The sequence below is a fragment of the Actinomycetota bacterium genome (assembly GCA_019347575.1).
Taxonomy (GTDB): domain Bacteria; phylum Actinomycetota; class Nitriliruptoria; order Nitriliruptorales; family Nitriliruptoraceae; genus JAHWKY01.
This window is the reverse complement of record JAHWKY010000061.1, coordinates 1-10,978: the sequence shown is the minus strand read 5'-3', so window position 1 is coordinate 10,978 and position 10,978 is coordinate 1. Positions and strand designations below refer to the sequence as shown.

The 10,978-nt window shown below is 70.6% G+C and carries 9 protein-coding genes and 1 tRNA gene; 6 read left to right on the top strand and 4 right to left on the bottom strand.

Annotation, left to right across the window (positions count from 1 at the left end; genetic code table 11):
* Nucleotides 1-219 precede the first annotated feature (219 nt).
* The 6 genes from KY469_21330 to msrB all read left to right on the top strand — a co-directional run bounded on the left by KY469_21330 (nucleotide 220) and on the right by msrB (nucleotide 5,916).
* Nucleotides 220-1,599: a hypothetical protein gene (locus tag KY469_21330; GenBank protein ID MBW3665645.1), complete on the top strand. Its 1,380-nt coding sequence runs from the start codon at nucleotides 220-222 to the stop codon at nucleotides 1,597-1,599.
* Between the two features lie 66 nt (nucleotides 1,600-1,665).
* A tRNA-Leu gene (locus KY469_21325) sits at nucleotides 1,666-1,749 on the top strand.
* Nucleotides 1,750-2,012: 263 nt separating this feature from the next.
* The gene (locus tag KY469_21320; GenBank protein ID MBW3665644.1) at nucleotides 2,013-2,651 is read left to right on the top strand and encodes a GAF domain-containing protein; all 639 of its coding nucleotides are present in this window, start codon (nucleotides 2,013-2,015) and stop codon (nucleotides 2,649-2,651) included.
* Nucleotides 2,652-3,076: 425 nt separating this feature from the next.
* Nucleotides 3,077-4,300: a sigma-70 family RNA polymerase sigma factor gene (locus tag KY469_21315; protein MBW3665643.1), complete on the top strand. Its 1,224-nt coding sequence runs from the start codon at nucleotides 3,077-3,079 to the stop codon at nucleotides 4,298-4,300.
* Between the two features lie 64 nt (nucleotides 4,301-4,364).
* Complete coding sequence (locus tag KY469_21310; protein ID MBW3665642.1) at nucleotides 4,365-5,192, top strand: haloalkane dehalogenase; 828 nt, start codon at nucleotides 4,365-4,367, stop codon at nucleotides 5,190-5,192.
* A gap of 337 nt (nucleotides 5,193-5,529) precedes the next feature.
* Complete coding sequence (gene msrB, locus KY469_21305) at nucleotides 5,530-5,916, top strand: peptide-methionine (R)-S-oxide reductase MsrB (GenBank protein MBW3665641.1); 387 nt, start codon at nucleotides 5,530-5,532, stop codon at nucleotides 5,914-5,916.
* A gap of 110 nt (nucleotides 5,917-6,026) precedes the next feature.
* Here msrB and KY469_21300 read toward each other — a convergent pair whose 3' ends face one another.
* The 4 genes from KY469_21300 to KY469_21285 all read right to left on the bottom strand — a co-directional run bounded on the left by KY469_21300 (nucleotide 6,027) and on the right by KY469_21285 (nucleotide 10,938).
* Nucleotides 6,027-6,896: a sigma-70 family RNA polymerase sigma factor gene (locus tag KY469_21300; protein MBW3665640.1), complete on the bottom strand. Its 870-nt coding sequence runs from the start codon at nucleotides 6,894-6,896 to the stop codon at nucleotides 6,027-6,029.
* Between the two features lie 222 nt (nucleotides 6,897-7,118).
* Nucleotides 7,119-9,638 (bottom strand): aminopeptidase N, encoded by a 2,520-nt coding sequence (gene pepN / locus KY469_21295; protein MBW3665639.1) that lies wholly within the window; start codon nucleotides 9,636-9,638, stop codon nucleotides 7,119-7,121.
* 84 nt (nucleotides 9,639-9,722) lie between these two features.
* Nucleotides 9,723-10,112: a MarR family transcriptional regulator gene (locus KY469_21290; protein ID MBW3665638.1), complete on the bottom strand. Its 390-nt coding sequence runs from the start codon at nucleotides 10,110-10,112 to the stop codon at nucleotides 9,723-9,725.
* A 49-nt stretch (nucleotides 10,113-10,161) separates the two neighbouring features.
* Nucleotides 10,162-10,938 carry a crotonase/enoyl-CoA hydratase family protein gene (locus KY469_21285; GenBank protein MBW3665637.1) on the bottom strand — a complete coding sequence of 259 codons (777 nt, stop codon included), beginning with the start codon at nucleotides 10,936-10,938 and terminating at the stop codon, nucleotides 10,162-10,164.
* Nucleotides 10,939-10,978: the final 40 nt, after the last annotated feature.

Genomic DNA, 10,978 nt, shown 5'->3' with positions numbered 1-10,978 from the left:
GGCGCTGCTGGCGTCGCTCCAGTCGTCCGGGGCGTTCGGGTAGACGTAGCGGCGGGGGCTGACGATGTCCAGGGAGTCCTGGCTCGAGACCGAGTAGGTGCGCGGGGCGGTCCGGACCTCGTGCGTGTGCCAGTAGCGGTCGGCCCAGTAGACGACGCCGACGACGTCCACGTCGCCGTCGGCGACGTTGCCCGGCTGGGCCTCGACGGTGACGTCGAGGTGGGAGTCGCTGTCGGTCGAGGAGGCGCCGCCGAGGCCGAGACCGAATCGAGTGGGGCTCCCTCCGATCCGATCCGGATCTCCGCGGAGGCCCAGGAGCTCGATCGACGGGTGCGGGGGGCGGAGGGGCGGGCGGCGTTCCGGGTGCCCCTGGAGGACGGGGTCGAGGTGTGCGAGGACGGCGTGATCCGGAACGGGGAGCAGCGCTGGGGCCGGTGGAGCGACGGCCGCCCCGTCGTCGCTGGCGACGTGGTGGAGACCATCGCGGCGTTGCGCTCGAGCGAGGTCGCGGAGGAGTTCACGGCGATCCTCGCGGCGGAGGCGGTCGCCGAGAACCGCGTCCGGTTGCGGTTCGAGCGACCCTACGGCCGCTGGCCCCACCTGTTCTCCGGTGGTCGCAGCATCCTGCCGGCCCACGTGATCCAGGAGGGAGGCGTCGAGGCCTACCGCGACGCGGTGCCGGTCTCGGGCGGGGCGTTCACGCTCGACGAGGTCACACCGGGACGTGAGCTGGTGTTCACGGCCAACCCGGACTCACCCCTGGGCGCGCCAGCACTCGCCGAACTGCGGGTGCTGTTCACCCCGTCCTACGAGACCGCTCTCGGACTGCTCGCGGACCGGGAGGTGGACGTGGCCGTCGGCTACCTGGCCCTCAACCCCGTGGCGCGCGCGGACGAGTTGGTCGGCATCGAAGCGGCCGCGCCGCTCGGGGGGACCTGGGTGGGGCTCTGGTGGCGTGCGGACGGTGGCCTGGGTGGACACGACACCACCTCGCGCGAACGGCGTGCTCGGTTCCGCGACGCGGTCGGTCTGCGGGACCTCGTCGAGGGCCTCCTCGGCGACACCGGCGAGGAGGCTCACGGCGTCCTGCCGGGTTCGGATGGTCCCTGGACGGGCGAGGGGTCGCCGGTCGCTCTGGGGGGCGACCCGCAGCCGTCGCTCCTGGTGCCCCGCCACCAGGAGGCGGTCTCGTTCACCGCACGGACGCTCCAGCGGGAGTTCCGTTCCCGCGGGGGAGGGGCGGAGCTCGTGCGTCTCGAGCCCCTGGAGGTCGCGAGGCGGTGGGAGGACTCGGGCGACGGGGCGCTCCTCGTGCGTCGCGATCCCCCCCGTCCGGCTCTGGCGGGGCGCGGGGCCGGCGAGGCCGCCGAGCAGCTGCTGCGGGGCGACCGTGCGGCTCGTGTCACCGATCCGGATGTCGCCGTCGCGCAGGACGCCCTCCACGCGGATGCCGCGGTCCTTCCGCTCTACCGCATCGGCGTAGCTCACGCGTGGCACACCGACATCGACGGCGTCCGGCCATCATCGTGGCCCGGGCTGGCCTTCTGGTCGGCTCCGTCCTGGGCCGTCAGCGCCACGGCGGCACGCGACGTTGGCTAGGTGGCGCTCGTGGGCCTGGGCGGGGAGTCGGTATCCTGCGGCCCGCTCACGTCTCGTGAGCGACTCGCGCGAGTGGCGGAACAGGCAGACGCGCACGGTTGAGGGCCGTGTCCCCGTAAGGGGGTGGAGGTTCAAGTCCTCTCTCGCGCACTTCCCCCTAGATCCTCCTGAGAGCTGGGCGGAGCGTCGAGTCTTCTCCCGGTTCGGCGCGATATCCGGCTCGATCGGGTGACGAGTTCGGGCCGAGGGCGCTCCGCTGCGCCGCGCCGGAGGGTGTCAACGTCAGCGGGCTAGCCCATCGAGGCCATGACGTGGGCCCACCTTTCCGGTGGGGTATGAACCACCCGGCTGGGTCGTTCCCAGGCGCGGGCCTTCCTGGATACTCGAAGCACGGGCGGAGTTTCGGAGCGCGCATGGTGGGAGCGACCTCGGGGAGAGGTGACGGGACCTGGAGAGGGCGGATCCCGCACGGGCCGCGCCCCGCGATAGTCGGGGCGGTCCGCGACGAAGCCGAACTCATCAGGGCTGAGCGTTCGATCCTCGTGTCGGTCGCCACAGGCGTGGCGACCGACACGGTCCTGCAGGACACGGCCCGAGCCGTCGAACGCTTCGTGGAGGGGTGGCGCTGCTCGGTCATGATCGCGGACCCAGCTGGACTCGAGCTGCACATGGTCGCCGCGCCCTCGCTCCCCGCATCGTTCATCGCCGGCTGCCAGCACGTCCGCGTGGGACGTCGCGGCGGGACCTGCGGCAAGGCCGCCGCCCTGCGTGAGCGGGTGATCACCCCTGACGTGGGCTCGGACCCATCCTGGGGGCCGTTCCTCCGGTGGGTGGCGCCGTACGGCATCCGCGCTGCCTGGTCGACCCCGCTGCTGGATGCCGCAGGGACCTTGCTGGGTACGTTCGCGCTCTACCACGCTGAGGTCCGTCGACCCGGCGACGCCGCGTTCGAGATCGTGGACCGGCTCGGGCACCTCGCCGCGATCACCCTGTTCCGCGACCGCACCGCCGCGCAGGTGGCGTCGGTCCGAGCGAACCTCGAGATGTTCTGACGGCCCTGCATGGGGGGGAGGTGTGGGTCGAGGACCAGCACGGTGGTGGCGCAGCCTTCCACGTGCTCCTGCCCCTCCGAGCCCCGGCAGCAGGGTGATCCGGCACGGGGAACGGCTGTCAGGACGAACCTGGAGCGGTCCGGTACAGTGGCTTGCAACGGTCACCCCGGTACACCGCAGCGTGATGCCGAGCGTGACGCGGGCGGACACCCCGCCGCGCGCTCTCGACTCTCCCTGTCAGCGTGTTCGGGTCGACCGCAGGAGAACAGCCACCCGGCGGCGTAGTAACCACCTGGACGTGTGTGACCTTCAGTCGTGACGGGGTAGGCCGACCTCGAACGCGAGCCGAGAAGGACTCGGACGCCCCGCAGGATGCCGCGTAACGCGCGCCCGCGACACCACGGACCCCGACTCGAGGGAGGACCTTGGACACCACGGCGATCAACAGCGACGCGGTGATCGATGACCCGGTCGTGACCGAGCTCCTCGATCGCGCGACGCAACGGGGCTACGTGCTCCTGTCCGAGATCCACGAGCTGCACGATCCGCTGAACCACGGCGACGAGTGGGCTGAGGAGCTCGCCCAGCGGGCTCGCGACCTCGGTGCCGAGGTCGTCGACGACCTCACGGTCGCTGAGGACGAGATCGAGCGCCCCGAGGCACAGCCGCTGACGCTCTCGACCGACTCGGTGCGCCAGTACCTCAACGAGGCAGGTCGCCACGAGCTGCTGACGGCGGAGGACGAGCAGGACCTGGCGAAGCGCTACCAGGCGGGTCTGGCAGCGAAGGACATGCTCGAGGACGAGGACCTGAAGTTCCCCCCCAAGCAGAAGGCGCTGCTGACCCGCATCGTGCAGGACGGGGAGCGCGCCAAGGACAAGATGGTCCGCACCAACCTGCGGTTGGTCGTCGCGAGCGCCAAGAAGTTCCGCGGACGCGGCGTCGACCTGCTCAGCCTCATCCAGGACGGCAACCTCGGACTCATCCGCGGCGTGGAGAAGTTCGACCACACCAAGGGGTACAAGTTCTCCACCTACGCCGTCTGGTGGATCCGCCAGGCGCTGCAGCGCGGTGTCGCCAACCGCGGCCGCACCATCCGCGTCCCCGTTCACGTATGGGAGCTGCGCAACAAGATCCGTGCCGCCGAGGTCGAGCTGCGCCAGATGCTCGGGCGCGAGCCGACCGAGATCGAGGTCTCGGAGGCGGCCGACCTATCGGTCGACCGCGTCCGCGAGGTGCGCGAGGCGGTGCAGATGATCGCCTCGCTCGACAAGCCGGTCGGAGAGGACGGCGACGCCACGCTCGGCGACCTGCTCACCGATCCGTCCGCGGACGACCCCGAGCGCCAGGCGGCTCAGCTGACCGCGAGGGAGCAGGTGAACGCGGTGCTCCAAGGCCTGTCGGAGCGTGAGCGGACGATCCTGCTGATGCGCTACGGGTTGATGGATGGCGAGGAGCACACGCTGCAGGACATCGGCGAGCTGTTCGACCTGACACGCGAGCGCATCCGCCAGATCGAGAAGAAGACCTTGGCGAAGCTGCGCCACCCCTCGCGTGCGCACCAGCTGCAGGATCTACTGGCGGTGTTCGAGCCGGACGGTGACCTCACCCCCGGCAGCGGTATCGGCCGGCAGCCCTCGTCCGCCTGAGTCGGTGCCGCTCCGCTCGGACGACCCTCACCCGCGGGAACGCATCGACATCGGCGGCGTCGCGATGGCGTACGTGGACGTCGGCGACGGCGCGCCGATCGTGTTCCTCCACGGCAACCCGACTTCGTCGTACCTGTGGCGCAACGTCATCCCGCACGTTGAGCACCTCGGTCGCTGCCTCGCGCCCGACCTGATCGGCATGGGGGAGTCCGACGCACTCCCCGACAGTGGGCCTGACCGTTACCGCTTCGTCGAGCACCGTCGCTACCTCGACGCCTGGTTCGACGCGGTGGTGCCCGCCGACCCGATCACCCTGGTCGTCCACGATTGGGGCTCCGGGCTCGGTTTCGACTGGGCGCGGCGTCACGCCCACCGGGTGCGAGGGATCACCTACATGGAGGCGATCGTGCAGCCGCTCTCCTGGGACGACTGGCCGGAGGCCGCCCGCGGCATCTTCCAGGCGATGCGGTCCGGGGCCGGCGAGGAGATCGTGCTCGACCGGAACGTCTTCGTCGAACGCATCCTCCCGGCGTCGGTCCTGCGCGATCTCACCGACGACGAGATGGAGGTCTACCGGCGCCCGTACGCCGGAGGCGGCGAGAGCCGCCGACCGACGTTGACCTGGCCGCGTGAGATCCCCATCGACGGGGAGCCCGCGGACGTCCACGACATCGTCGCCGCCTACAGCGGTTGGCTCGCCGAGAGCGACGACGTGCCCAAGCTGTTCGTCAACGCCGATCCGGGAAGCATCCTGAGCGGGGCGCAGCGCGAGTACTGCCGCACGTGGCCGAACCAGACCGAGGTGACGGTCGCCGGGATCCACTTCCTCCAGGAGGACAGCCCCGACGAGATCGGTGCGGCGTTGGCCACGTGGCTCCAGGGTCTGGGGTAGGGCGCCGAACGGACGGAGGGCGCGCCACGTGGCGCGCCCTCCGTGTTCGTAGCGCTGGAGACCACGGATCCCGTTGGTGCCGGGTGGGACGACGTCCCGACCGGAAGTTCCGCGGGTGCGAGGCTCGTACTCGCCAGGTGGTCCAGCGTGCCGGGCCTAGCGGCCCCGCACCTCCAGGGTCCCGTAACTATCACTCGGTTTCAAAACGGACCACCTCCTTCCTCTGGTACCGCGAGGCATACCAGGTCGGACGCCCCGACGCGAGCGGGCCGCGCCGCTGCCACGTACCTTGCCCTCCAGGCTGGATACCCGGCGGGTGCGAGAAGGGAGCCGTCACATGAGCGACGACCTACGCGAGCGCCTCACCTCTGAGGAGTACCACGTCACCCAGGAGGGCGGCACCGAACGGGCCTTCAGTGGTGCGTACTGGGACGCCAAGGACGAAGGGACCTACCGCTGCATCGTGTGCAAGGCGCCGCTCTTCTCGTCCGGGGTGAAGTACGACTCGGGGAGCGGCTGGCCCAGCTTCTGGGAGCCGGAGACGGACGCGTCGGTCCGTACGCTGGCCGATCACAGCCACGGGATGGTCCGTACGGAGGTCCGGTGCGCCAACTGCGACGCGCACCTCGGACATGTGTTCCCGGACGGGCCTGAGCCCACCGGGCTGCGCTACTGCATCAACTCGGCTGCGCTCGACCTCGAGACGAAGACCGAGGGCGCGTAGCAGACCGCGGGCGTCGGGGGTCCCTTGGGTGCGAGCGGGCGACTCCGCGCAGTCGCCCGCGGGCCGCGTGCCAGCGCTCCATCGACGACGCGGATGCGGCGTCGCTCGCACTAGGCCGTCTCGGCCCACTCGTCGTCGCGGTCGGATGCCTCCAGCCGTGTCCGCCACGTGGACCGTGCCGCGACCGCCGCGACGAACGCGGCGCGCGAGCGACGGCCAGGCGCAACGGTATCCACCGGTTCGACGCCCTCGAACTCACCCTGGAAGTACGCCCGGATGGCGTTGAGCGCCTCGGAGCGGATCTGGCTGACGCGAGCCTCGGTCACGCCCAGGTCGTCGGCGATGTCGCGCAGGTAGTCACCCGCGAAGAAGTAGCGCTCGATCACCTCGCGCTGCACGTCGGGCAGGCAGCTGATCGCGGTCCGTACCGTGCCGATCAGCTCGCGCTGCTCGAGGTGCGGTTCGGGAAGCACGTCCTCCGATGGCTCCGGAAGCAGATCGGCGAGCGTGGCCTCCTCGCCCTCCTCGGCGCGGACCGGTCGGTCGAGATGCAGCAGCGATGCGTTCACCGCGTTACGGCGGATGCGGTCCAGCCGCTCGGTGCTGACCCCCATGGCCGCGGCCAGCTCGTCAGGTTCGGGGTGGCGGCCGTGCTCGACCGCGAAGTCCTCGGCCGCGCTGTTGGCGTGACGGATCCGCCGCCTGACCGTGCGCGGCGCCCAATCCCGCGACCGGGTCGAGTCGATGATGGCGCCCCGCACCCGGATCGCGGCGTAGCGGGGGAACGGGGTCCCGGCGTCGGGATCGAAGCGGCGCGCGGCGTCCACGAGGCCCAGCGCTCCGGCGTTCCACAGCTCGTCACGGTCGACGTGGCGGGGGTAGCGAGCCGCGACCTGGTTCACGACGTGCTGGACGAGGTCGAGGTGTTCGAGGATCAGCGCCTCGTGTGGACGGGCATCTTCGCGCACATCGGACAGCATCGGTCGCTCCACGTCACGGTTCGGATACCCATCCTGACGGACCGCGGCCGGGAAGGGAAGGGCTGGACGGGTGCTGGATGCAAGATGACACGGACTGACTAGTGCGTTCCATGTACGAGCGACGCCGCATCCGCGTCGTCGATAGGGGCGTCGCGGTCACCGGCGGCCGAGAGCGCGGTCTCGGCCGCTCGGTTGGACGCGCCACACGGACGGCTCCTGCGGTCAGCGGTCGCGGGCGCGGGCTCGCATCACGCGCAGCACGGTATCGCGTTCCTCGAGGAGCACGCGCCGCAGAGGTCGGGGCAGCTCGTCCTCCGCGAGCCGCTGGTCCACGCGCTCGAGGAGCGGTTCGCCGGCCGCCCAGTGCGGGAACGTGGTGCTCGAGAACTGGATGGCCCAATCGAGGTTGCGACGCTTCCAGACGGGGTCGAGCGCGTCGAAGTAGAACCCGACGTACGGCTGGAGCACGTCCTCCTGATCCAGCTGCGGCAGCGCACGGGCGATCGAGAACGCGAGGGCATGCGAGAGTTCCTCGTCCTCGACGAGCCGCTTCCACGCGGCGTCCTTCGCCGCCGCGTCGGGGCGGCTCGCCAGCGCCGCTGCGGCGTGACGCTCGCCGATATCGGTCGGGTCGCGGTCGCGCTCAGCCTCGACCAACGCCTCGTCGGCCGCCCCGGCGGTGGCCAGCGCCTTGACGAGATGCCACCGCAGTTCGGGATCGAGCACGAGGCCGTCGAACGGGAGCTCCCCGCGGAGCAGCCGGCGAACGTCCCCCGTTGCCTCGCCTCGAGCGGTCTCGGCCCAGTGTCGTGCCCACACGAGCTGCTCGTCGCCGCCCGGTTCGGCGTCCTCAAGGGCCTGTCGGGCGTGCCGGGTCATGACCTCGAGCCGTCCGGGACGGTGCTCGGGATCGCCGTAGAGCTTGACCGCCGTGAGGGTTCGGCGCAGCAGCGTCGCCAGGACGCTGACCTTGTCCTCGCCGTGGATGTTGCGGTGGACGAGGTCGGCGTAGTCTCCCGCCGAGAGCTCGCCATCGCGCACCATGTCCCACGCCGCTCCCCACAGGAGGGTGCGCGCGAGCGGATCGCTAAGGGTGTGCAGGTGCTCGGTCGCGGACTCGAGCGAGGCGCCGTGGAGCCGCAGCTTGGCGTACGTGAGGTCGCCGTCGTTGGGAAGCACCAGTGCCGGGACCGGTGCGCCTGCCGCCTCGGGGACCTCGGTGCGCTCGCCCCGCACGTCGAGCTCGAACCGGTCGCGCAGGACCAGACGGCCGTCGACGACGTCGTAGAGGCCGACCCTGATGCGGTGATCGCGCAGCGTGGGGTGCTCGTCGGGGGCGGACTGGACGATGGCGAGGCCGACGATGCGGTCACCATCGGTGTCGAGCTCGACCGCGAGCGTGTTGAGTCCTGCGCGGCGCAGCCACTGATCCGCCCAGCCATCGAGGTCGCGCCCCGAGGCGGCCTCGAGTTCGGTGAGGAAGTCCCTCAGCGTCGCGTTCCCGTAGGCGTAGGTGTCGAAGTAGCTGCGGCAGCCAGCGAGGAAGGCTTCCTCGCCGACCCACGCGACGAGCTGACGCAGTACGGACGCGCCCTTCGCGTAGGTGATGCCGTCGAAGTTCTGGTGGACGGACTCCACATCGGGGACGTCGGGCTCGATCGGGTGCGTGGTCGGGAGCTGATCCTCGTGCTTCGCCCACGCCTTCCACCGATCCCCGAAGGTCACCCAGGCGTCGGTCCATCGGGTGACGCTGGTCTGCGCGTACGTGGCCATGAAGGAGGCGAAGCTCTCGTTGAGCCACAGGTCCGCCCACCACCGCATGGTGACGAGGTCGCCGAACCACATGTGGGCCATCTCGTGCAGGATCGTGTCGGCGCGGTTCTCGCGTGAGGCGTCGGTGACCTTCGAGCGGAAGATGTGCATTTCGTTGAAGGTGATGCAGCCCGGGTTCTCCATGGCCCCCGAGCCGAACTCGGGCACGAAGAGCTGGTCGTACTTGCCGAAGGCGTAGGGCCGACCGAACGTCTCGGCGAAGAAGTCGAGGCCGGCTTTCGTGACCTCGAAGACCTCGTCCGGATCGAGGAAGCTCGCCAGTGAGCGGCGGCAGTAGAGCGCGAGCTCGGTGTCGCCGTGGCGGTCGTGGACGGCGTGGTAGTCGCCCGCGACGACCGCGGTCAGGTAGCTGGATATCACATCGGTCTCGGCGAAGACCCAGGTGGCTCCGTCCTCGCCGTCCTCGTGGTGCTCCACGGGCGTGTTCGAGATGACCGTCCAACCTGCGGGGGCCGTCACCGTGATGCGGAAGCGTCCCTTGATGTCGGGCTGGTCGAAGCACGCGAACGTACGGTGGGCGTCGAACGGCTCATGCTGGCTGTGCAGGTAGATGCGTTCGTCGACGGGATCGACGAACCGGTGCAGTCCCATGCCCTCGTTGGAGTACTCGTGGCGGGCCTCGATCTCGAGTCGGTTCCGGGCTCGGAGGGCGGACAGAGCCACACGCGTCCCCGTGAAGCTGTCCGCGTCGAGAGGCGTCCCGTTGAGTTCGGCCGAGACGAGCTCGAGCGCGGTGAGATCGATGAACGACTCGGTCGGGGTACCTGCGGCGGCGAACATGATGGTCGTGCGGCTCGTGAAGCCATCATCGGCCTGCAGCCGCAGGTGCACGTCGTAGCGGACGTCGGTGATGGTCTCGCTACGGGTGCGCGCCTCGCCACGGGTCAGGTTCTCGCGGGTCGCGCGCACGTCGGTCTCCCGTATCGGTCGCTGGTGGTGATGGAGCCCCTCCGGTTCCGAGGCTAGTGCAGCGGACCTGCCAGATCCGTGTCGTCAGGTCCCCAGGGCCGATCGGAGCGCCGATGCGGTGTCCCGATCGAGGCTGTCGAGCATCGCCGCCTCGGCCTCGGCGAGCGCTCGTTCCGACCTCAGGGCCTCGTCCTGTCCCCGTTCGGTGAGCAGCACGAGGAAGCTGCGCCGGTCGTCGGGGCGGACCTGACGCACGACCAGGCGGCGATCACTGAGCCGGTCGAGGATCGTGGTGAGCGTCGATGGCCGGTGGCCGAGCAGATCGACGAGTTCGCCGACCGAGGTGGGGCCGCGGTCCCTGAGGATGGCCAGGACCAGCACCTCGGCCGGGGTGACGTCGAGGTCACCGGTGCGACCGAGCTCGTGCTGGAGGAGCTGGCTGAGCCGGTGGAGGGCGAGGGCGGTGCGGGCCACGTGAGCGCTCCGGTCATGCGAGAACGGAAGGTACGGTAGCGAACCGCGCTCAGGTCTCGAACGAACCGTGGCGCCCCGCGCCCTCGCTGAAGCGCGCGACCCCCGCGAGCATCGCCCCGTCGGCCATGCTGGCGACACCGGTCCGGTGCTCGAGCTGCAGTGCGGCTGGGAGGTCGAGGTCGATGCTGCGCAGGGCGGTCGAACGATCGGCCCGGAGGCACGCCTGGGGGAACGCCGCGAGTTCCCGCGCGAGCCGCACCGCTGCCTCGAGTGCCTGCCCCCGGGGGACGAGCCGGTTGACGAGCCCCATCCGCAACGCCTCGTCGCCGCTGACGCCCCGCCCGGTCAGGATCAGGTCCAAGGCGTGCGACGTACCGATCAGCCGCGGCAGTCGGACCGTGCCGCCGTCGATGAGGGGAACGCCCCAGCGCCGGCAGTACACGCCGAGGATGGCGTCATCGGCAGCGACGCGCAGGTCACACCAGACGGCAAGCTCGAGACCTCCCGCGACGGCGTGGCCTTCGATCGCCGCGATGACGGGCTTGGACAGCCGCAGGCGGGATGGGCCCATCGGCCCTCGATCGCCCTCCTCCAGGCGGTTGACGCGGTCGGGATCGCCGGTCGCCAGGGCCTGCAGGTCGGCCCCTGCGCAGAACGTCCCACTCGAACCGGTGAGGACGGCCACGGCGAGCGCGTCGTCGACGTCGAAGTCCCGGAAGGCGGTCTCGAGCGCATCCGCGGTGGGCCGGTCGACGGCGTTGCGGACCTCGGGACGGTCGATGGTGACGACGAGGATCTCGTCTCGCGTCTCGGTCCGAACGGTCATGCCTCCCCCCTTGAGGGGGGAGGGGCCGGCGTTGCCGGCC